General features: G+C 54.7%; 12 protein-coding genes and 1 pseudogene. 12 read left to right on the top strand and 1 reads right to left on the bottom strand.

All coding sequences use genetic code 11. The features are described from left to right. Positions 1-363: 363 nt before the first annotated feature. The 6 genes and pseudogenes from I2E77_RS11430 to I2E77_RS11405 all read left to right on the top strand — a co-directional run bounded on the left by I2E77_RS11430 (position 364) and on the right by I2E77_RS11405 (position 9213). Positions 364-1017, top strand: coding sequence for a hypothetical protein (locus tag I2E77_RS11430; protein WP_195451259.1), 654 nt, complete (start codon positions 364-366; stop codon positions 1015-1017). Then, a complete protein-coding gene (locus tag I2E77_RS11425) occupies positions 1018-1326 on the top strand; it encodes a hypothetical protein (RefSeq protein WP_195451258.1) in 309 nt (102 codons plus the stop codon). A gap of 111 nt (positions 1327-1437) precedes the next feature. After that, positions 1438-1728 (top strand): hypothetical protein, encoded by a 291-nt coding sequence (locus I2E77_RS11420; RefSeq protein ID WP_195451257.1) that lies wholly within the window; start codon positions 1438-1440, stop codon positions 1726-1728. A 180-nt stretch (positions 1729-1908) separates the two neighbouring features. Further along, complete coding sequence (locus I2E77_RS11415) at positions 1909-2214, top strand: hypothetical protein (protein ID WP_195451256.1); 306 nt, start codon at positions 1909-1911, stop codon at positions 2212-2214. A gap of 450 nt (positions 2215-2664) precedes the next feature. After that, positions 2665-8160 carry an NPCBM/NEW2 domain-containing protein gene (locus tag I2E77_RS11410; RefSeq protein WP_195451255.1) on the top strand — a complete coding sequence of 1832 codons (5496 nt, stop codon included), beginning with the start codon at positions 2665-2667 and terminating at the stop codon, positions 8158-8160. Between the two features lie 374 nt (positions 8161-8534). Continuing rightward, a pseudogene (locus I2E77_RS11405) lies at positions 8535-9213 on the top strand (TIGR00266 family protein). A gap of 555 nt (positions 9214-9768) precedes the next feature. Here I2E77_RS11405 and I2E77_RS11400 read toward each other — a convergent pair. Next, positions 9769-14565, bottom strand: a complete 4797-nt coding sequence (locus I2E77_RS11400) for a metallophosphoesterase (RefSeq protein WP_195451254.1) — start codon at positions 14563-14565, stop codon at positions 9769-9771. Between the two features lie 243 nt (positions 14566-14808). Between I2E77_RS11400 and I2E77_RS11395 the strand changes: the two genes are divergently transcribed. From I2E77_RS11395 to I2E77_RS11370, 6 genes are all read left to right on the top strand, one after another. Beyond that, the gene (locus tag I2E77_RS11395) at positions 14809-15177 is read left to right on the top strand and encodes a BlaI/MecI/CopY family transcriptional regulator (protein WP_191405961.1); all 369 of its coding nucleotides are present in this window, start codon (positions 14809-14811) and stop codon (positions 15175-15177) included. After that, positions 15177-16994 carry a M56 family metallopeptidase gene (locus tag I2E77_RS11390; RefSeq protein ID WP_195451253.1) on the top strand — a complete coding sequence of 606 codons (1818 nt, stop codon included), beginning with the start codon at positions 15177-15179 and terminating at the stop codon, positions 16992-16994. The genes I2E77_RS11395 and I2E77_RS11390 overlap by 1 nt, the downstream gene beginning before the upstream one ends. Positions 16995-17078: 84 nt before the next feature. Beyond that, a complete protein-coding gene (locus tag I2E77_RS11385) occupies positions 17079-18902 on the top strand; it encodes a M56 family metallopeptidase (RefSeq protein ID WP_191405910.1) in 1824 nt (607 codons plus the stop codon). 384 nt (positions 18903-19286) lie between these two features. Beyond that, entirely contained in the window at positions 19287-19763 is a 477-nt protein-coding gene (locus I2E77_RS11380) for a zinc ribbon domain-containing protein (RefSeq protein ID WP_191405912.1), read from the top strand. Positions 19764-19835: 72 nt separating this feature from the next. Next, positions 19836-20552, top strand: a complete 717-nt coding sequence (locus tag I2E77_RS11375) for an ABC transporter ATP-binding protein (RefSeq protein WP_191405913.1) — start codon at positions 19836-19838, stop codon at positions 20550-20552. Beyond that, positions 20549-22180 carry a putative ABC exporter domain-containing protein gene (locus I2E77_RS11370; RefSeq protein WP_195451252.1) on the top strand — a complete coding sequence of 544 codons (1632 nt, stop codon included), beginning with the start codon at positions 20549-20551 and terminating at the stop codon, positions 22178-22180. Before I2E77_RS11375 ends, I2E77_RS11370 begins: the two co-directional genes overlap by 4 nt. Positions 22181-22691 lie beyond the last annotated feature (511 nt).

Raw genomic sequence — 22691 nt, 5'->3', positions numbered from 1 at the left:
CTGCGTGTGTAAGCATGGTAACATGTTCAGCTTGGCAGTACTAATAGGCCGAGGGCTTGACCATAGTTCCTTGGTTCAAGGCTTTTTCCAATAGTTTCTATTTCAATTCTTTATTCAGTTTTCAGTGTACTGGCAAAAAGACCTATCCAAATTGGATAGGTCTTTTTTATTACATAAATTATTTGTATATATAGGATTGCATCAGGAGTATAATGGATTATTTTTTGTTTGTAAAATATATATACAAAAATTAATCATTACTGTACTATATAAATAGAAAATTTATATTGCGAAGGTGATTCCAATGAGCATTTTATTTTGTTTACATAAGATTATTTATAAAAATGTAAGGAGGTTTTTATTGTGAAGAAGAGAATGGCTATGCGGATGATTAGCCTTTGCATGACATTTGTTCTTGTGATCGTTTCCATTTCTATGGCAAGCGCGGCAGAGATAGACAGCCCAAAAGCTACGTCGAATATCGTCTATTTACAAAGGGATACCGGCGTGGAAGCGATCCAGTTGCCGGAGAACGTGACGCAGGCGGAGAAAGCCCGGATGCAGAAAAATTTACTTTTATATGGAAACCGCGTGCTTTCGGAAAGCGAAGTAGCCAAGATTAACCAGGAGGCCGCGGCAAAAGGCGGACTGGTTTATGGCCCTTGGTTTGGCGGAGTCGAAAAATATTATAGTATGTCTACAGCAGAAAGCATATCTGCTTTGGCATGGGTGGGAAGCGCTGTTGTTCCTATCCTTTCTGCGGCAGGGGCAATTTCTCTTGGAGCTGCGGCAGTGGCAGAAGCAATTTGTTGGGCTGCAGGAATCCCTTCGATCAATCCGCCGGTATTTGGTGCAGGCTCGGAAATAAGCGTTACTATGAAGAAGCAGTATCGAGAGGTTTCTTATTCAGACGGTACATTTGCCTATTACGAAACGGGATTTTTCGCTCAGGATTTGACGATGGGAGGAACCTACTACGGTTCTCCGGAGGCAATTTTTTCAGGAGGGCTTTACTGAGTGCGTTTTACAGAACAGCTGATCTCGTTTTTTCAAGATTACCGGCCTTTGATTGTGATTTTTGGGTCGAGCATGCTTTTTGGCGCGATATTCTTTTTGCCATACGAAAACGGTGCAGCAAGGGTTTTGGTGGGATGGTTGGGTGTTACGATTGCGAGTCTCGACTTCTCCAAAGTTCCAAAGCAAGCGGAGAATCGGAACAAAGAGATTGCAAAAACCGTTTTGCGCGCCGTGCTTGTGGCGTCAGGGCTCTTTGCTGTTTTTTGGGCGCTGCCTAATATTTTATGGCGTGTGTTTTGCTCTGCGTAATCTGTTTTCCATTTCGAGGATTCTTGTTCAAACAAAGTTTTAAGTACAAGCCGTCGTAGAGTACGGTTCTTATGACGGCTCGTCGGAAGCGATTTATTCGGGAGGCTTGTGGTGAAGCATGGACGGATAAAGCTCTATGATTTTTTCCAAACGTATGGAATTTGGATTTCCACTGTATGCGGCATTGTACTGCTGCTGACATTGTTTTATCCCGATCGGTATTGGATCCTTCGCATGGCTGCCGCCTGGCTGACAGTGGTGACCAATACGCGCTTTTGCAACATACCTGAAAATGTGGATGGAAGAAGGCAGGCAATCGTTAAAGCGTTCCTTTGGAGAGCGTTGATCGGGTTGGCAGTGGCCGTATTTTTTACAGTGCTGGTCTCCCTGCCGTTTGAATAATGGCCCCCATACCGGGGATCTTTTGTACAGAACCGAAACCTTTCCAGTACATTCGGCGGCGCGTTGATGTTATTTTGGGAGGCGACCGCTCTATCCAACGGAATTACAGGGGCTTATACAGAAAATATTCAATTTCAAAGAGTTCCGGGATTCGAGCGATTCGATTTTAGGAGGATTCCCTTGCATCGTTTCTTGATTCGTATCTATGAACTTGTCCGGCGCTATGGTTTCTATATAGGGGTGCTCCCCTCATTGATTGCATTCGTTTTGCCGGAGAACTATTTTTCTATCAGCATCCCGCTCCTGCTTTTTGCGGTCTTGCTCATCAGCCTGAGCTTCTATTATGGCAGGATTCCGGAGGGGCTTGCGGAAAAGCGCCGGGCGATTGCAAAGGCAACCGTGTATGGCGTTTGCACGGCTCTTGCGCTGCTTGCGGCGTGCCTTTTGGCGGCATTCCTTTTGCATCCGGAGACTTTCGGGCGGTAAGGCCGGATTCGCCATGGGATTCCATAGCAATTCTTTTTGCAGGCCGCGCTCCGGGCAAACCGGCAGCCTGTAGCGCCGCGGTGCGCTTTTGCCTGCCAGGGGGATACAAAAATCCGTTGCGGCTGTGCGGCCGCTTGCCGTATGGAAGGCAGCCTCCTTCCATGCCTATAAAACCCCATCCAATCAAAAAATCGCCCCGGCTTTCGCCCGTTTTCACACGGCGAGGGCCGGGGCGTTTTGTATTTTGCGAAGGCGTAGGAGCGTTATCAATATGCTTGCGTTGTAATATTTATATAAATTGCAATAAAATTAATAAACTTCTACAAGATTACCAATTGATTTGTTGAATATTTAAACGTAAAATAGAAACAGCCATCAAATTGTAAAGGGGGATAGAGCGGTTTTTTAACAAGGGGATGAAAGTTGTATCTTTTGGAAAGGGAGAGAGAAATGAAAGGGAACAAATGGAAAGGGGCCGTTTCCTGGCTGTGTATCATCGCGCTTGTTTTGACAAGCTGTTTTGCAACGTTCGCACTGCCAACCAATGCGTTTGCCAGCGAAGAGGGCACGGTCATTGATGTAACGGATTTTGGGGCCGATCCTTCCGGCCAGGAAGACAGCGCGGTCCCGATTCAAAAGGCAATTGAGGCCGCGAAGGAAGTGGACGGGCCGGTCACCATCTATTTCCCGAAAGGGGAATACAATATTTGGCCGGACGACGCCATCACACGGAGAATCTACATATCGAACTCCACCACCCCGAGCAATACGGAGCTGGAGGAGAATTCGATCCGCACCATTGGAATCCTCTTGGAAGATATGCAGGACGTCACCCTGGACGGCGGCGGTTCTAAGCTGATCTTCCACGGGAAAATGATGTCGTTTGCCGTCATCGATTGTGAAAACGTAAAAATCCAAAACTTGACGTATGATTTTGCAAGGCCGTATGTCATCGACTTAACGGTCGAAGCGGTCACGGAGGATACGGCCACGGTCTATATCCCGGATTGTTATGAATATGCAATCGACGGCAACCGCCTGATCTTCTACGGGGAAGTCAGCCCGAAGACCGGCAACCGGTATTGGATCTATGACAATTACCCGTTTGACCAGTGGAACAACCTGCTCACAGGCGAAATCCACCGCGCTTGGGACGGCTGCATGACGCTGTTTGAGAACTGCACTTCCATCGAAGAGCTGGGCAACCGCCGGGTGCTCTTCCACTATTCCGCGCCGCCCAAGGCGCAGGCGGGTTACAACATCCAGATCAAGGAGACGACCCGCGACAATCCTTCGATGCTGCTATGGGAGAGCGAAGACGTCACAATCCGTGATATTAACGCCAATTTCCTGCATTCCTTTGCAATCATCGGCCAGTTCTCCAAGGACATCACCATTGACAACGTCGATGTGGCCACCAATGCGCGCAAGGGCACAAAAACCGCGGCCTCTGCGGACGTGATTCAGATGTCCGGCTGCGGCGGGAAGATCACGGTCCAGAACTGCTACTTTAACAATTCCCAGGATGACCCGATCAACATCCACGGCACCTTCCTGGAAATTCAGGAGGTCTTGGCGCCCAATAAAGTCCGCGTGCGCTATATGGAGCGCGAGACCTACGGTTTCCCGAACTATTATGTGGGCGACGAGGTCGAGTTTATTGCGCGTTCCAGCTTGCAGGCCGTTGGTTCTGAAGAGGTGCGGAACGCCATTGTCACCGAGGTGGAAAATCCCGCAGAGGAAGACTATGACCTGGAAAACCGGAAGAACATCGTCCTCACTTTTGACCGGGACCTCCCAGACGAGATTTTAAACAGTGGGGACCCCACCGGATACGTGGTGGAAAACATCACCTATACGCCGGATGTGGAGATCCGCAACAATGTCTTCTCCCAGTCGAGCTGCCGCGGCCTGCTCTGTACCACCCGCGGGGATGTGCTGATCGAAGGCAACCAGTTCCGGAACATCGATATGTGGACGATTTTTATTTCGGACGATGCAAACGGCTGGTATGAATCCGGGTATACCCGGAATGTGACCATCCGCGACAATGTTTTTTGGGAGGGCAACCAGACGAACATCCACATTGAACCGATTATCCAGGAACTCGATCCAAACAACCCCTTGCACAAAAACATGACCATTGAAGGCAACACGTTCTATCTGAATAACACGTCGGCTATTTCGGCGCTCAGTGTGGAAAATCTGACCATCCGCGACAATGCGTTTAAGCGTGCAGACGATGGGATCGACAGCGAGCTGACGGTTTCCACAGACCAATTGCAGCCCGGAGGGAAAGCCGGGCTGAAGCTGGAGATGAGCACCAACGTCAACGATGCGGGGCTTTTCTCCTTCCGGGGCTGTAAAAATGTGGTGCTCTCCGGCAATACCTATGGAGACGGCCTGAATACGCGCGCCAGCGTCAGCGATATGGATACGTCGGAAATCCATTTGGAGGATGAAGACGTCCGTTTGAACGAGGATTCGATCAAGCAGTTCCTCTTAAAGGATTGCAAAGTCCAATATATCAGCACGGACGAATCGGTCGTGCGCGTGGATGGGGCGGGCGGAACCGTCGAAGCGGTTGCCCCCGGCCATGCACAGGTGTATGCCAGCATGGTGGCTACCGACGGCAGCGTCTTCGAGAGCAACCGCGTGGACATCACCGTTTCGGACGGCCAGGGCGCCGCAGCGGAATCGGTCAAGATTTCCGCCCCGCAGGATATCCTGCATGCAGCGGGTGAAACCATGCAGCTTTCGGCAGAGACCGTCCCGGCGGAGGCCGGCGCGGAACTCACCTGGTCCGTGGCCGATGCGGCGACGGGCGAAGCCACAGAAGCGGCGACGATCGATGTGGACGGCGTCCTGACCGCAGTGCAGGACGGCGTTGTGGAGGTCCGGGCGGCCAGTGCAAACGGCGTTTCCGACTCGATGCTGGTTTCCATCAGCATCGGCGGCGAAACCGTGATCCCGGAAATCGAATATGAAGTGCCGGGATTCTGGGCCATTGACGATCCGGACGTCTTGACGCTGACCGTGCCGAACCTATACGGCTTTTTTGATATCCGCGACGAACAGCAGAACGTTGTGACGTTCCCGATTGCAGACGGAGAAAATTTTGAGGCCACCGTTAGGGTGACGGGCAAGACCTATCAGACGTATGAGGAAATTGGGTTCGGCATCCTGAAAGATCTCGACAATTATGTCGCTTGCCAGAAAAAGAACCATCTGGGTACGATTCTGGTGACCGAATCCAACCGGGTTGGCAATGAGGACCATCGCGTTGGCAAGGACGACCAGGACGGCTTTTATTATGACGATGCGATCGACTTCAAGATTGTCAAAAGCGGCGACCATTTTGAAGGCTATTATAGGCGCACCACAGAGGGCGCGGATTGGGTCAAGTTTGCCGAACTCGACAACACAACCGTTGGGAATACCGGGCTGAAACTGGCTTTGTGGACAGCGTCCGGGGAGAATAGCGGCAATCAGATTACTTTTAGCGAACTGACCATCAACGGCGAACCGCAGGCCTTTGCGTATGAGAACCAGGCCCCGGCTGCCTCCGATGCGGCGTTTGACACGGCACAGGCAGCTGTCGGGGACACCCTCTCCGTGCAGTATGCGTTCAGCGACCCGGACGGCGATGCAGAGGCGGGCAGCGTGATCGCCTGGTATGCTGCGGATGCAGCCGATGGGGAATACACAAAGATCAGCGGCGTGTCCGGGGATACCTGGACCATCCCGGCAGACTACCAGGGCAAATACATCAAGGCCAGCGTGATCCCGGCCGACGCCTCCGGTATGCCAGGCGAGGCAGTTTATACCGGCGCCATGGGTCCGGTGGACATGCGCGGCGACCCCATGGGCAACGCATATCTGAAAACCCTAACCCTGCAAAAGGCAAGCGGCGCGGGAATCGCCCTCTCCCCGAACTTCTCGGGTGAGAACCTTGCCTATCAGGCATACAGCTCTGCGGCAGACCTGCGCGTTTCCGCGCAGCCGGAGTCCGAAGGGGCGGAGGTATCCTTTGCGCTGAACGAGCAGCCGGTGGATGCGGCAAGCCTGATGCTGCAAGAGGGCGAAAACGAGCTGGCGGTCACGGTGACCGCAGCGGACAGTTCGTCCCGCACCTATACGGTGACAGTCACGTATGAGGCGCTGCCGGAATCCCCCAATGCGTGGTTGTCCAACCTCGAATTGGGCGAAGAGGAGCTGTCCTCCCCGTTCTCCTTTACCACCTACGGCTATATCACGGGCGTGACGGAGGATGTCGAATCTCTGCCGCTGCGCTGCGCCACGCAAAACCCGGACGCGCGCATGAAGGTCACAGTCAATGAGGAAGTGCTGGCAGAGGATGTCGCCAGCTTTGACGAAGAGATCCAAATCCTTTCCGGCCTCAACTATATCGATATGGATGTGACGGCGCCGGATGGGAAACAGCAGCAGTACCTTCTGGTGGTTGTCCGCAACGGCTACACGGACACGGACCTCGCAGACCTGAAGGTCAACGGGGAGACCATCGAGGGCTTCGATCCGGAGAAGACCGACTACCTGATTACCAGCGAAGAACCGGTCTCGTTTACACTTGAGGCAGAGGCGGCCAATTCCCGTTCCTCCGTGATCGTCTCCAATGGCCACGAGACGACGGGCGGCTCTGCGCTCAGCTGCGAGGCGGGGCCCGGCCTGACCAGATTTACCATTGCCGTGAAAGCGGAATCCTTGGCGGAGACAAAGTATTACACCATCCGCGTCAAGGTAGCGCAGGAGGACAATGCCAACTTGGAGCGCGCGTCCTTCTCGGATATTTCCCTGGAGGAAGAGGTGCAGCCGGACGTTTTGACCTACCGTGGCTCTTCGTACCGCTCCAGCACCCAGTTTGTGCTGGAGGCGGAGGAGATGGGCGCGACCATCGCCTTTACCGCAAACGGGGAATCCTTCACCTCGGAAGGCAATCTCCTGGAAGGGGAGATCCCGCTGTATCTGGGCGAGAATGTGCTGCGTGCAACCGTGACTGCCCCGGACGGCAGCGAACAGGAGTATGTCTTCCGCATCGACGTGACAGACACAGCCTATCTGTCCGACCTCCCGTGGGTGCGCGCAGAAAGCGGCTGGGAAGGCCACCCGGTCCTGCGCGACCAGGAGATCGAGCGCCGTCCGCTCACGCTCTATAACGAGGAAGCGGGAGGCCCGGTGACCTATGAGAAGGGCCTGGGCACCCATGCGGAATCGACGATTGTCTATGACATTGCGGACCAGGGCTTTACCCGGTTCCAGAGCTGGTGCGGCATCGACTATTCCTACTACGACAGTTCCGCCCCAACCGTGCAATTTGTTGTATATTTGGATGGGGAGCCCGCGTTTGACAGCGGCGTGATGAACGCAAAGTCGCCCGCGCAGTTCATCGACCTGGACCTCACCGGCGTGGAGACGATCCAGCTGGACGCGCTGATGGTGGACACCAACAATTCGGACCACGCGGACTGGGCGGATGCGAAATTCCTCACAGAGGTCTCTGCATCGGAGAACCGCATCGATTCCGACACCTATGAGATTGCCGGCGGGCAGGCCATCATTCCGGAGGGCACCACGGTCCAGGAAGCATTGGAGCAGTTCTATGCCTATGAGGGCGAACTGGCGATTGTAGATGCAGACGGAAAGGAAATGGAGCCGGACGCGCTGCTCGAAGACGGCTGCGAAGTCATCCTGACCGTGCAAGGCGAGGTCATCGACCGCGTTGTGATTGCGATAGCGGCCAGCGGGGTAGAAGGCGACGTCACGGGCGACGGCGTGTTCGATGACGAGGACATCACCTATGTCATGGACTTTATCCTTGGAAATGTGGAACTGACGGAAGAAGAACTGTCGGCGGCAGATTTGAACCACGACGGTGTGTGCAACGTCTTAGACCTTGTAAAGCTCAAAAGAATGCTGCTGGAAGGCTGACCGGTTTGAAGCAACGGCAGGGGCCGTGCGGGAAGCAAACCAGCGTGCCGATCGATGAAAAGCAGCGAAGAGAATGCCGGTGGGGTGCACTGCATCCCACCGGTGTTTTTATGTTGTAGGCACAGGGCAAAGGAACATGCGGGATCGTCCCGGCAAAAGCGGATAAGATTAAAAATGCACAAAAAAGCTTTTCAAACGGTCTATAAAATGATAGACTGGAACAAAAGGGAAAGGCGGTTGGGTCATAGCGGAATGGTGGAAGCGGGGGCTGAGAAAGGGGGCCCTGCAACGAATGCATTAGCGGCTTTTCCCAGGAAACACAGGGGATGGATCGAAAGAATCCAGGATCATCCATGTAAGGAGAGGAAGAAGTTATGAAATACGAAATAAAAGGCGGCGCATTTCCCGTGGTCGTTTGCTATCTCGACAATGGCGAGACGATGATCACCGAAAAAGGCTCTATGGTATGGCAAACACCGAATATGATGATGTCCACGACCGGGGGCGGCATTGGGAAAATGTTTTCCAAGGCGTTCTCGGGGGAGAGTATGTTCCAAAATATCTATACCGCGCAAGGCGGTCCGGGCATGATTGCCTTTGGGTCCAGTTTTCCCGGGAAAAATCCTGCCGTTGCAGATTGAGCCGGGGAAAGAATTGATTGTGCAGAAGAGGGCGTTCCTTGCGTCAGAGATAGGTGTTGAATTGAGCATCCATTTCAACAAAAAGATCGGCGCAGGCTTTTTTGGCGGCGAAGGCTTTATTATGCAGAGGTTGTCCGGCCAGGGGATGGCGTTTGTTGAAATCGACGGCGAACTGGTCGAATACGAATTGGCGGCTGGGCAGCAGCTTGTTGTGGATACCGGGAACGTCGCCGGATTTGAAACAAGCGTTTCCATTGATATTCAACAGGTCCCCGGCCTGAAAAATAAGGTCTTGGGCGGCGAAGGATTTTTTAATACGCTATTGACCGGCCCTGGCAAGGTTTGGCTTCAAACCATGCCCCTTTCAAGCCTTGCAAGCGCCCTCAGAGGCTTCATCCCCTCCGGAAATTAACTTCCAGGCACACAGCACCTTTCGCGGGCACGCAGTGCCGTTCACGGACCTCCGGTCAGGACGCGGGCACACAGTGCCTCTCGCGCCTACGCCGGACGCACAGCGTCTTTTCGCGCCTACGGCGGGCACGCAGTGCCTTTTGCGCCTACGGCGGGCACGCAGTGCCTTTCGCGCCTACGGCGGGCACGCAGTGCCTTTCGCGCCTACGGCGGGCACACAGTGCCTCTCGCGCCTACGGCGGGCACACAGTGCCTCTCGCGCCTACGGCGGGCACACAGTGCCTCTCGCGCCTACGGCGTTCCCTAAGAAAGCAAACTGCGAGGAGTTTGCTTTCCGCTCCATATGGGAAGCCCTACAGAAGCAAGGCAAGAATCTTCATAAAGGCAACCATCGCAGCCCCGCCACATGTGGGAAATAGAAGCATCAAATACAGAAGGACCCAATCCCGGGAGTTCCAGGATTGGGTCCTTGCTGTTTATTAGGGAAAAGCCTTCCTTTTTATTTTATTGTTTCCGATCTGCCAATCAGACGCACAACATTTGTCTACGAAAGCACTTACGCAATCGTCACCGTGCAATGCTTGACCGCGTTCTGACCCGGCAGGGTGGTGTAAACGCCCGTGCTCTGGCCCGGCGTACCGGTGGCATAGACTCTGTAGTAGTAGTCGTTGCCAACCTTCGCCACGAACTGCGTCTTGAGCACATCGCCGTTGCCGGCCGTGAAGCTCGGCACCATGCTGTTGCCGTTGACCACGGTCATCTTGAAGCAGTATGCGCTGCCTCTCTTCAAGGTGAAGTTGACCGTCGTATCGGAAATCACATAGGCATTTGCCGCCACGGTCTGGCTTGCGGAGACAACGCCCGCTGCACCATACGCATTGCCAATGTTCGCGGATGTGCTGCCGTGATTGCCGGATACCGGTCTCGCCGGTCTTTCCACCAAATTGTCCAGCGCGGTGGAAAGCGCACGATAAACGGTTTCTACATCCGCTTCCGTAGCGGCTTCATCCGCCAGGACTGCCTGTGCGCCGTCCAGGGCGCGGTTGAGAGCGGATACGCTGGCCGCCGTATATTTGGAGGTGTCCATCGCGGAGGCAGTGCCCACCAGCTCCGCGAGCGCTTCCTTGCTCGGCGTCTTGCGCAGCGCTGCCATGGCCTCAATCAGCGCCTGCGCCGCCTGATCGACCGTTTCCTGGTCTGCATCCACGTTGGCTTGTACGGCCAGCGCACGTTCCAAAGCGGCGGTGAACGCCTCTTTGGTGCCTTCCAAATCGAGGTACTCGTCCAAATCGATTTCCTGTGCCTCTGCAATCGCCTGGTCGAGCTGCGCAAAGTCCGCGCGGTAAACCAGGGCGTTCAGGGCGTCATACAGGGTTTCATAGGCTTTGTCCATTTCCGCCTTCAGGCCGCTCTCGATGGCTTCCTGCGCATCGGAAACAGCTGCCTGTAGATCCGCCCAGCTGCCGGTTGTGAAGTTCTCCTCCGTCAGGGAAGCCACGATATCCAACAGCGTGTTCAGCGCGGCCGGGTCGCCCGCTTCAAAGCTCAGAAGATGGATCGCATCCAGCAGGCCGCTCCATGCTTCGTCGATTTCCGCCTGGGATACAGCGATCACCGCTTCAATTGCCTGTGCGTTTTCCAAAGCCTTGTCGAAGGTTTCCTGCACCGCAGGGACAGCCGCTTCGTATTCTTCGCCGCCCTGCAGGGCTACCGCCGCCTCGATGACGGCGCGGAGCACGCTCTTATCGACCACCGTCGCGACGACGTCCAAAGTGGTTTCGCCCTCCGGCATGGTCAGCGTGTAAGAGAAGGGGCCGCTGCTCTCCAAAACTTGCGCTTCCCCGTTGATTTCCATAGAGGCGATTTCGCGCCCGTCCGCCGTGGGCACGAAGAGCATCGTGAACTCGTCGCCGGAGAAGACCGTGGTCTGATACGTGCCGGTCACGTTTGCAATGCCGGGGAAGATGTCGTCAACGGCAATCTGCACCGTGCGCGGGTCAAAGTGGACCGTCAGCGGGTATTCCACCGGCGCTTTTTCCTGCAAGGTGTATGCGCCGTCCGCGTAAACCAGCTCCATGTTTTCCGGGCTGCTGAGGAAGAACGAACCGTCCTCCTGCTCCTCTGCGCGGACAACCACGTCGCCAACCTGCGCATCCCCGGTGACGGTGACGCTGTTCTTGCCGAACAGGAAGTCGGTGACCGTCAGGACGCTTCCGGCGGGGATTTCTACAGTGGCGGGGGTGCTGCTCTCAAGTTTATTCCATCCGCTGAGGCCCTTGATGGTGGCGTCGCCCGTCAGCACCAGGCCGCCGCCGACGCTCGTAGTGCTCACAGTGCCGAGATCGGCTGTGCAGTCGCCCTCGATGGACAGCCAGGAGCGGTCCAGCTTGGTGCCGCCCATGCCCGTGATGTCCATCACGGCGGGCTCTTCCGGCGTGCCGCAGTTGGCAACGCGCAGGATGCTGCGCCCATTGCCCTCCATGCTTTCCATGGAGAGGTTGCTCAGATCGACGGTATAGTAGCAATACCGGGAGGCGGAGTCGTCGCGGAAGCTCTTGAGGGAGCCGGACACGGTGTCGTCCATCTTGATTTCCGCGTTGCTCTTCCAGGTGATCAGGGTGGTATTCGCCATATCCAAATTTACGTTTTTAAAGGTGATGTCGCCATAGGTGCGCAGGAAGCAGGGCCTTGTATCGGCTACGCCCAGCGTGTGGCCCTGGCCGTCGATGACCAGCGGCTTATCCACATTGCGCATCGCATAGTAGCAGGAGAGGCCGGCGGTCTCTTCGTACATCAGGAAGTCTTCGTCTTTGTTCAGATACAGGGTGTAGGGGCCTTCGCCGTCGGTATCGCGCTTGATGGCGAGCAGGGCATCGTCGAGGTTCTGATACGTCTCTCCCGTGAGGTTGCCGCCGGACACGACGATGTTCCCGTTCGGCAGGACAAAGTCGATCTCGCCGTTGTTTTCCGTGCCGCCGGTCGCGCTGTTGTCGTCCTGGATGAAGGACTCGCAGACGTTCGCAGCGAAATCGCCGACCTGTTGTTTGATCTCTTCGGTCAGAAGGCCGGGGTTTTCCTCCGTGCCGTCGCCGTTGATAAGGCCGTTCAGCAGGAATGCAATCTTCTGCTCATTGGTGGGTTCCTCCACACCCGGGACCGTGACCGGGAGGATCTCCACGACTTTGCCGACCGTGGCATTGGAGCCGCCCACCATGCCGGCCACCAGCGCGGCGGCCAGGTTATCCACGAATCCGTCGTTGCCTTTGATCAGGTCAGAGGCGTTGAAGGTCAGTGCATCGGCAATGCCGGACGCTTCGTTGGAAGCGCAGTCCACCACAGCGGCCACCAGCGCGTTGACCAGCGTCACGTCGCGCAGCTGTGCGATGCCGGTGTTGACCCAATCCGGGATTTCCTGGGGCTCATCGCCCGCCAGATGGCCCTGGTAGACGTAGTTGGCCAAGTCCATCACGGTATGTTCCGCGTCGATCTGCATGTCTGCGACAGAGGTTGCGATTGCCTCGATGGTCTGGTCGAGCAGGCCGCCCTCGGGGAGGACCTTCTCGTCCACCTGCTGGAGCAGCACATCCACCAGCTTTTCTTTGACGTCGCTGTCCGCAATGACGATATGTGCATCCAGCCCGCTGACGGAAGCCGTTCCATGCACCTTCCCGTCCGCGTGCCAGAGGGTTGCGTCAATGCCGGAGAGGGTGACATGCATGCCGTCTTCCTCGGTGTGCGGCAGGTACTCGTCCAGCATGGAGACCACCAGGTCGCCCGGGTCCTGCTCCAGCAGGGCGGTCAGGGCCGCTTTTGTGCCGCCCGCCGCAAGGACCTGCTCCACCAGGGGACGCACCAGCAGGTTTCCGGCCGCGCCGCTGATCATGTCGCCGGAAAGCGCCGTGGCGTTTTTGCCATAGGCGGTGAAGTCCTCAATTTCCACACCGTTGTAATTCACGGTGCCCACCAGGTCGGTGGAGATTTGCGCGTTCACCTGGATGCTGCCGTTTTCCTCCTGGGTGCGGGTCAGGGTGATGGTGCGCACCGGGGAGGGATAGGTGACGCAGGAACCGGTTTCGATGTCATAGAACATCTTGCCGTTGATCTCACGGGAGGCGATGTCGTTGGCATGCATGTGGCCCGTCAGGACGATGTTCACGCCTGCGGCAGAAAGCGCTTCCGCAGCCTCTTCGTAGTTGTCCGCGAGGTATTCGCCGAGGATGTCCGGCTCCATGCCAAAGTGCGGGACCAGGCCGTGGTGTTCCACGCCGATCACAACGTCGCCGCGCGCATTGGCTTCCGCAGCCTGTTCCGCGACCCACTGGAGCAGGTCTTCGCTGAGCGCACCGCCCGTCATGTGCTCGTCCGTGCCGCTGTCGGTGACGTCCGCGCTGTATTTGCCGGAGTCCATGACGATAAAGGTGAAGCCCTCCGCCGGGCGCGCCACATAGGAGAGGCTGCCCTGCTGCTTCCCTTCCGGCGGGGTGTAGGTTGCAATGGCGTCCGTGTAGGAGACGTCATGGTAAATTTCCTTGAACTCTTCCGGGGTGGTCTTGAGGTCCGGGTCCATGGCGCTGGTGGTCGCCGTGCCATAGGAATCCTTCACACAGGTGGAAAAGTCGGTTGCATCGGAATTGTTGACGTCGTGGTTGCCGTTGATGACATAGATCTGCATGTTCGGGTTGGCGGCCCGGAGCTCGGTCAGCATCGCGGCCATCTCGCGGTGGGCCGGTTCCTCGCCGTCCTTGGTCAGGTCGCCGCTGATGACCAGCACGTCCGGGTCGGCCTCGTCAACCATCTCAAAGACGCGGGCGTCGATGTCCTCGCTCTCCGCCATCATCTTGCGGTCGGAGTGCAGGGCTGCGGCGAAATCCGGGTATTCGAACGGCTCGGTGTTCACCAGGTTGCCGTCCCCGTCCAGTGCGGGCTGGAACTGGCCCGGCTGCTGTGTTTCGCCGCCGTTCGGCTGCATGGATTCCGGCAGCAGGTGGGTGTCGGAAACCTGCATGATCTTGAGGGTGGAAGAGGTCTCCGCCTGCGGCGCGGCGCTCTGCGCCGTGCGGAGGACGCTGGCCGGCGCTGCCGGGGAAACTTCCATCTGGATGTTCTGGGTGCTGAGGTCAGGTTGCTCTTCCGAAAGTGCCGCGAGGGCTGCCGTGTTGTCCGGCAGGTCGTAACCGGCGCTGTCGAGGGCTTCGGAGAACGCAGCGAGGTCCTCCGGCGCATAGACGACGCTGGCCGCCGGTTCTTCCGCGGCTGGCTCCGTCTGTGCAAACGCTGTTGCCGGCGTAGCGACCATGGCTACCGCCAGGAGCAGCGCAAGGGTTCGCTTGTACCATTTCCTGTGGCTTTGCATCATTTTTTCCTCCAATTCTGCAATCACCTTTCGTCCCTTGGGACGTTTGATAGGGAACGGCGCGTGTCGTCACACGCCTTCCCAAAAAGTATAGGAATCCGTCGTTAAAAACAGGTAAGGTTTGGATTAAAGATTGTTAGAAAGGGAATTCTGCAAAATGTTTTTGCTTGACAAGAATTCTATTAAAGGTTATACTGTATACATACAATTGTATGTTAAACAGACAAAAAGAGGTAAATGGATATGTTGAAAAGGCTTTCAGAATCGGAATTGGACGTCATGTTGGTTGTTTGGAGAGCGCAGGAGGCCTTGGACACCGGCGAAGTTGCGCGCCGCCTGCAAAAGGGCTGGAAAATACAGGCTGTGCAGGTGGTTTTGGGCAGGCTGGTCAAGAAGGGATATCTCTCCTGTGAGAAAATCGGGCGTTTGAATTATTACACTCCATTGGTCGCGGAAGCGGACTACCGTGCGGCGGAGACGGAAACCTTTGTGGAAAAGCTGTACCGGAATTCCCCGAAATCCCTGATTGCAGCGCTGGTACAATCCCAGCCCCTGAGCAAGGAGGATTTTGAGGAAATTCGGGCGTTGCTGGACCGAGGGGAGGAATCGTAGTGTTGGAAAGCATCTGTTTCCGGGTGTTGAGGCTCTCCCTGCAAATGTCCATACTGCTGTTGCTTTCCTTCCTGGGAAATAAGTGGCTCACACGGCGGTTTGCTGCGCAAGCAAGATGCTTCCTCTGGATGGCCTTTAGCATCCGCCTTTTGATTCCTGCATCTCTTTCGTTTGCTCTCCCGTCTTGGGGTGCAGAAATACAAAAGGCCACGGAAGCTGCCCTGCCCTCTGCGGCACAGATGGGACAGGCAGAGGCGCCGGTATTTGTGGATGTGCTTCCCATGGGTTCCACCGCAGGATTCGCGGCCCCAGCTGAGATTTCTTATGGACAGATATCCGCAGGGGAGGGCATTGCACTGCTCTGGCTGATCGGGGCGGTTTGCTTTCTTTTGGCACACGTGGGCATACATGTTTTCCATATGCGGTTCCTGCGGGCACACAGCGAAATTGTATGTGGCGGGGAGCAGCAAGCCCTCCTGGAGCAGATCCGGAAGGAGCTGCATGTCCGGCGCAATCTACCCGTTTGGATCTGCGGCAAAGTGGACAGCCCGATGCTCACCGGCCTGTTTCATCCCACGTTGATTTTGCCGCGGACGGAGTTTTCACAAGAGCAGCGGATGTTTATTTTCCGCCATGAACTTGCCCATTACAAACGGCGCGACCTTTGGACCAAGTGGGTGTTTCTGCTGGCGCAGAGCGTCCACTGGTTTAACCCCTTGGTACATATTCTGGCGAAGAAGGCAAATTTGGATTTGGAAAATGCCTGCGACGATACTGTCCTGAAGGGAAAGGACCGCCTTTACCGGAAGGCGTATGGAACGGTCCTGCTGGACGTCTTAACCAATCAAACCCATGCAGTGCCGCTGTCCACCCATTTTATAGGGAGGAAGGAAGAAATGATCGGACGCTTTCGAAACATGATCAACACAGCTCCCAAAAAGAAAGGGTATGGATTTCTCTGCTGTGTTTTGGTGGGGATGGTGTTGCTTACCAGCACGCTGTATCCAGCGCCGGCCCAGGCGGTAAGCGCGGGGGCCTCCTCCCAGCCAAAAGCAACGCCGGAGGAGATTGCGGAAACAAGGGCGCTCTTGGCAGAATGTCTAAAAGGCTCGATGTTTGAAGGATACGTACCTTATCAGGAACTCCCTTTGTCGCAAGAGAATTACGACCGATGCGAAAAAGCAGAGCAGGCGTATCGTTCGCTTTTATTAAAAGCAGATGCCCGATCCATTGCGCAGGAATATGGAAAGAATCCCTCTTTTTTGGCTGTTTATGGGCAGGGAGAAAAGGACATTCAATCTGGCCTGTTTTGTTGCCAGGCAAATGCGGATATTCCAGAGGGAAATCGGAAAATGCATTTTATTTGGCTGGATTTTTCGGATGTATCGAATTTGCAGGTGATGGACGTGGGAACGATCTATCCGGGCAGGGGAAACGATGTCGATGAGCGGGTGCAAGAAATCACAAGGCAGTGGCATTCCATAGAAGAGGCCGCAACAGAATTTAACATTGATTTATCACAATATGAAAAGGCTTTTTCGATGATGGATCCAGCGATTATAGAAAATCAGGCGGACAATTTAGGATGGTCTTTGCAAGAGCAGCTAAAGAGGATGAGAGGGTACCAGTTTGAACAGTTTCACCATAGGCAAATGACCGCGTTCATCAAAAAAGATCATACAGAAGGGGTAATGATTCATATGGACCGGAGTGGGACCTATGTCCATTATTTTGAAGTCCCTACAATTGCCGAAAGGAATCAAAGGAAGACGTTAGAGAGCCAGTTCCCCATATTCCGATCCGAGTGTAAAGCTTAAAAGGCAGATGCTTTAGCAAGACCACTACAACAAGGAGGACTTGGAAGAAATTCGGGCGCTGCTGGATCGAGAGGAGGAGTAAGAATGTTGGAAAATCTGTTTATCCAAACCTTCAGTGTATCCGTACAGATGGCTTTGCTGTTATTGCCGTTGTTTGTCACCGATAGATGGCTTACAAGAACATTTTCCTCTCAGGCAAAATGCTTTTTATGGTTGGTGTTTGGTGTCCGGTTATTGATTCCGATAACCTTTATGTTTCCCCTTTCAAAGGGGAATGCAACTATGCAGGGTTCGGCCGGAACCATTTCTTCCGCTGGGTCCCAGGCTGCCTACCCGCAGCCGGACGTTCTTTCGCAGGCGTTTCTCCCCAGTCCCATCCCTACATTTGACGCCCCTATCAAACCGTTCTATGAACACCTTTCTCTCCTGGAAGGCCTTGCCCTGATTTGGATTATGGGAAGTATTTGCTTTTTGTTTGCTCACATAGGGCTTTATCTGTTTCATATCTGGTTCCTGAAGAAAAGCGGGGAATCCAGCTTGAGCCGGGAACAATCCATTCTTTTGGAACAGGTGCGGAAGGACATGCATATCCGGCGGGACATCCCCGTAAGAATCAGCAGTCATGCGGAGGGGCCTATGATCCTGGGCCTATTTTGTCCCGTACTGATTTTGCCACAGATGGAACTGTCGCAACAACAGTTGGTATTTATTTTCCGCCACGAACTCGCCCATTATAAACGGCGCGACCTCTGGATCAAGTGGGTGTTTCTGCTGGCGCAGAGCGTCCACTGGTTTAACCCATTGGCACATATTCTGGCAAAGAAGGCAAATTTGGATTTAGAAAATGCCTGCGACGATACCGTCCTAAAGGGGAAAAGCCGCCTCTACCGGAAGGAATACGGGACGGTCCTACTGGAAGTCCTGACGGAACAGTCCCACAGGGTTCCGCTTTCTACTAATTTTTCAGGCAAGAAAAAGGAAATGGTCAGGCGTTTCCAAAATATTGTCCATCCATCATCAAAGCGGAATGGACATATTCTGATCGTCTGTATTGCAGCAGGTTTAATATTGCTTACCAGCTCCCTGAACCCGGCGTCTGTGCAGGCGTTAAATCCTTCGGTTCTTTCCCAGTTAAAGGCGGCCCGTACAACCCCGGAAGAACGGGCCGCCACCAAGGCGCTTTTGACAGAGTGTCTAAAGGGCTCGATGTTTGAAACCTATCAGCCCTTCCGCGATTTGCCGTTGACCGATGAAAATTATCAGAGGTGCGAACAGGCGGAAGAATCGTACCGAAGCCTCTTAGAAAAAGTCTCCCCTGCAATGCAAACGCGCGAATATACAAACCATCCGTTCTTTCTCGCGGTCGATAGTAAAAAGAAAGGGGAAATTACATCCGGGCTCTTTTGCTGTCAAGCCGATAACCAGGTAGATCAAGGGCAGATAATGCTTATCGAATTAGAATTCTCCGATCCGTTCCATCCAGAAGTTTTTGAAATCGGTACAGCCTTTGCTTGTCAGGGAGAGCAACTGAATCAAAGATATTTTCAGCGGCAATCCGAAAAGCGGCATATACAAACAATTGCAGAACAATTTCAGATTGATTTGTCACAATATGAAGAAGCTTTTTCTACGGTCTATCCTTCCGTAATTCAAAACCAAGCGTATCTTTTAGGGGGGTCTATAAAAAAACAGTTGGCACAAATGGGCCGTTATTCCTTTGAGAAGTTTTCTCTTAACCATACTTGGGCTTATATAAAAAAAGACCATACGGAAGGAGTTCTGTTCAACCAAGATGGAAATGGGATATATGCACACTTTTTTAGAATGGGGGCGTATACAGACAGAAGCAAAATAAGCGGAGAGGAAAATTGGTATCCAATTATCGAAAACAGATGCATTCCTCAGTAGTTCCGGAGACCACTGCCATTACAAAAGACCATACAGAAAGGACGAAAAAAGGGTTAGTTCATTCATGCCTGCGATGGTTTTCGTATGTGTCTTTTCAACAGCAGGTTTCGAATTCAGGTTCCCTGTCCAGGACGGAACGTATAAGCTGGAAAATATGGAACAGAAACAGAGTGAGCGCATAGACGGTAAGGTTTTTTTTGACGGCATAACGGCCTATGTTAAATTTATACAGTGGTATTCCCATCTGCCCCCGGCAGTTTTTTGCCGGGGGCATTTCGCATTTCCGCAAAACATTCCCTCTTTACAAAATTGTAGTTTTTCTTGACAAAGCGCGATGCAGTGTATATTATTGTACTAACATATTAGTACAAAGGGAGTGGGATCATGGGGAGCAGTTATTCAGTAGAAGTAGCAGCTATGAACGCGATGATGGGATTCATTGTCATGATTGTCTTTGTTTGCCTTGCGGGGGTTGCCGCACAGGTCCTTCTGGGGCTGGCGACGTATAACGACGCAAAGGCGCGTGGGAACAACGACCCGGTGATGTGGGGCCTGCTGGTGGGCTTTCTGGGCTGGATTCCCGGCATCGTCTATCTGTGCCTGCGCAATAACAACGCGAACCGGCTGATGACCTGCCCGCAGTGTGGGTTTGTACACCGGGTGGCGGAGCCGTTCTGCCCGCAGTGCCGCGTGCAGAATCCATACAGCGCGCCGTTTCAGAACCCACTCACGCAGCAGCAGGCGCACCGCGCAAAACTGCTGTTGATCTGGGCGGTTGTGGCCTATGCCGCGGTGATCGTGCTGACTCTTGTCGCCGTCTTTGGGCTGATGACGTCCCTGGCCGGGTTGGCCATGTATTGACGCTTTCCTTCAAAAGAGAAACAGGACGTTCCCCCGCGGGAATGAAAAAGATTGGGACTGGGAGGACAATATATGTTACAGGTGACGGACCTGACAAAGATTTATAATCGCCTGGTGGCGAACGACCATCTGAATTTCACGGTAAATCCGGGCGAAATCGCCGTTTTGCTGGGGCCGAACGGCGCGGGAAAATCCACGGCGATCAAATGCATCGCGGGCCTTTTGCGTTTCCAGGGAAATATCACGATCTGCGGCCATCCAAACAAGAGCGTGGAGGCCAAAAAGGAGTTCGGCTATATCCCGGAGATGCCGGCGCTGTTTGAGGCGCTGACCGTGCGGGAGCATCTGGAGTTTATCGCGCGGGCCTATAAGGTGGAAAATTGGGAGAAAAAGGCGGATGCGCTGTTGGAGCGCATGGAGCTGGACGATAAGCAGAACAAGCTGGGCGGCGAGCTGAGCAAGGGCATGCAGCAAAAGGTGAGCATCTGCTGCGCGCTTTTGCCCGCGCCGAAGGTGGTCATGCTGGACGAACCGCTGGTCGGCCTGGACCCCCACGCGATCAAGGAGCTCAAGCAGATGCTCCTGGAATTGCGGCAGAACGGCTGCTCCATCCTGGTGAGCACGCACATGCTGGACAGCGTGGAAGAGCTTTGGGATAAGGCGCTCATCATGGTGCAGGGGAAGATCGCCGCGGTGCGCACCCGCTCCGAAATCGAAGCCAACGGCGAAGACCTGGAGCAGCTCTTTTTCTCCATTACGGAGGGAGCTTCCGACGGAGGCGCGGCATGAGTACCATTTTTTATATGCTCCGCAAGGAGTGGAAAAACCGCCTGCTGGCGCTGTTCCGGCACCCGGGAAAGCTGGTGGTCTATATCCTCCTGGTGGTGTTGTTGGTCAATTCGGTGATCAGCACCGCGCTGACGCCGCAGGCGGACCTGGGCGGCTTTTTGGATCTGCGCATCCTGCACGGCGCTTACTTGGGGATTTTGCTGTTGTTCACTGTGCCCATCCTGTTGAATGCGCTGCAAAAGGGCACCACCTTCTTTGGCATGAGCGACGTCAACCTGCTGTTTGTGTCGCCCATATCCCCCAAAAAGATCCTGGCATACGGCCTGATGAAGCAGATGGGCCGCACGCTGTTGATGATGTTCTTTTTCCTGTTCTACGGGGCGATGATGGCGCAGACGTTCGGGATTGTCTGGACGGACACGCTGGCCCTGGTGCTGGGGGCTGCGGTGACGCTGTTTTCCGTACAGGTGCTCTCGCTATTGCTCTACAATTTTACAAATGGCAATCCGGCGCGGGTGCGTACCGCAAAAGCCATCCTATATGTCTATCTTGCTGCGATCGTGGGGATCATCCTGTTGGAGTTCACGGAAGGCGGCTCGAACATGGAGGCGCTGCTGGCGGCGGTTTCCTCCCCCAAGCTGGAATACCTGCCCCTGCTCGGCTGGATCAAGGGCGCATGCTTTGCGTTCATCGCCGGGAACCTGGCGCAGGCGGGCCTGTTTGCCGGCCTGACGGTGCTGGCGGTCGCCGCGTGCGTGCTGGTGTTTGTGCGCGGCAATGTCGATTATTTTGAAGACGTCTTGCAGTCCACGGAGACGGCGCAGGAGCAGCGCGACGCCCTCAAAAAGGCCGCGGACAGCGGGATGATGACCACCAACAATGGGAAGAAGCGCAAGTACAAGGTGCGCACCACGGGCATCCGGCGCGGCTGGGGTGCGAATACCTTCTTCTATAAGCATCTGTGTGAGGCGCGGCGCAGAAGCCGCATCCCGTTTGTGGATTCAAACACGATTATCTTGGTGCTGGTCAACCTGGGCATGGCGTTTATCCTCTCGCATGTTTGGAGCGAAGAGGGGGGCGTGATGCCGGCGGGCCTGATGATGATTATTGGGGCAGCGTTTAGCTGTTATATCCTGTTTTTCCTGAATGCCGCGGGCGCATGGATGCAGGAACTGATGAAGCCCTATATCTATTTGGTCCCGGCCAGCGGCTTTACCAAGCTGGTGTGGGCGGCAATGTCCACCATGCTCAAGCCGGTGGTGGACGGCGTGATTGTATTCGCGATATTGGGCATCTACGCACAAGCAAACCCGTTGACCGTCCTTTTATGTATCCTGGTGTATGCCAGTATGGGCGTGTTGTACATTGCGGGCAGCGTCCTTTCCGACCGCATTCTCGGCACGGTGGCGAACAAAGGGCTGATTATGATATTGTACATGCTGATTTTGCTGCTGTTGGTTTTGCCGGGTGTGGGGATTTCCCTGGTCCTGCTGCTCACGATGGGCAATTTCCTGCCCGCGATCGTCATCGGGATGCCGGTGGTGCTCTGGAACCTGGCGGTTTCGGCCGGTGTGTTTGCCCTTTGCCGGAACAACCTGGAGAATGTGGAGTTGACCAATTCCCTGTAACTCCCAGGCGGACGCATGGCGTCTTTCGCGCCTACGGCGGACCTCCGGTCGGGACGCGGGCACACAGTGCCTTTTCGCGCCTACGGCGGGCACACAGTGCCTTTTCGCGCCTACGGCGGGCACACAGTGCCTTTTCGCGCCTACGGCGGGCACACAGTGCCTTTTCGCGCCTACGGCGGGCACACAGTGCCTTTTCGCGCCTACGGCGGGCACACAGTGCCTTTTCGCGCCTACGGCGGGCACACAGTGCCTTTTCGCGCCTACGGCGGGCACACAGTGCCTTCCGCGCCTACGGCGTTCCCTACAAAAGGAAACTGCAAGGAATTTGCTTGCCACTCCATACGGGGAAGGCTCTACAGAAGCAAGCCAATCGCTTTACAAAAGCGAGAAAGGAAGAAATCCACCGTTCCCACACGACATCCGGAAAACAGCAGCGAAAAACACAGAAGGACCCAGCCCTAGGAAATCTCCCGGGGCTGGGTCCTTGCAGTTTATCGGGAAGAAGTCTTCC

The organism is Anaeromassilibacillus sp. 1001302B_160321_C8, from assembly GCF_015554745.1.
In the GTDB taxonomy this organism is placed as follows: domain Bacteria; phylum Bacillota; class Clostridia; order Oscillospirales; family Acutalibacteraceae; genus Anaeromassilibacillus; species Anaeromassilibacillus stercoravium.
This window is presented reverse-complemented; position numbering and strand designations above follow the sequence as displayed.